This window comes from Thermoproteus sp. CP80 (assembly GCF_002077075.2).
Classification (GTDB): domain Archaea; phylum Thermoproteota; class Thermoprotei; order Thermoproteales; family Thermoproteaceae; genus Thermoproteus.
Genome location: NZ_LCWM02000071.1, coordinates 1 through 837, shown reverse-complemented (window position 1 = coordinate 837; position 837 = coordinate 1). Strand labels below are relative to the sequence as shown.

At 38.6% G+C, this 837-nt stretch carries 1 protein-coding gene; it reads right to left on the bottom strand.

What is annotated here, in order from left to right:
* Window positions 1–57: 57 nt before the first annotated feature.
* On the bottom strand, window positions 58–603 hold the full coding sequence (locus B7L68_RS08550; protein WP_143615346.1) for a hypothetical protein: 546 nt from the start codon (window positions 601–603) through the stop codon (window positions 58–60).
* Window positions 604–837: the final 234 nt, after the last annotated feature.

The following is an 837-nucleotide window of genomic DNA, read 5'->3' as shown; positions in this document are numbered from 1 at the left end:
AGGGCTAACACTCGAGACCCAGAGTTTCGAAACCTCGCCCCTTAGGGCGGGGAGGGGTCATATCAAATAATCTATGAGCTTGTCAACATCCCAGAATTTCTGAAGATCATCTCTAGTCTCAGCTGTGTAATAACCTTCTCTAAAATCTAGTAGAACATATCTCACCTCAGGATCCTTATCAGAAGGTCTCCAGAGATAAGTCTTTACTCTACCTCTTTCCAACTCTCTGATCATAGTCAGAGGACGTATATCTGCTCTGTAGAGTGCTTCAACAAGTGGATGTGGATAATCATTATATATCTTGAGGCCTTTAGATCTAGAGATCCTGAGGATACGTCTGAGAACATCAATATTTCTAGTTTTGAAGACGGCTACACGAGTCTTTGTATCATAATAAGGCGGACATCTCCACTCTTCAGCCCATGCATCCTCAATCTCATCTACGCTCCTAAGATCTTTAATAATACTCTCAACATCTTCTCCAGATATATATCCGTAGAAATCAAGATCTATTCTATGATCCTCTGTAGAGCCTTTTTCATCATCAAAAATCTTTAGACGAGTCTCTCCATCAGCTATATAGACGTCTAAAATCCATTTCAAGATGTCTATTCCTATATATATGAGGCTCTTTTAAAAGATGAAAGATCTTTATACAAGATTTTTTAAGAATATTTTTACAAGCCGGTTATTGAAGATATATGGGGAGAACAACTCCTTCTCTCAAGGCTGCTGTTGAGGATTATGTCAGAAGATTCAGAAGAGTCTCAGAGATCTTGTCTTCTGAAGACAAGATTTTTATAGAGAGATTTCTAGAAGATCTTGAGACGACTGTCT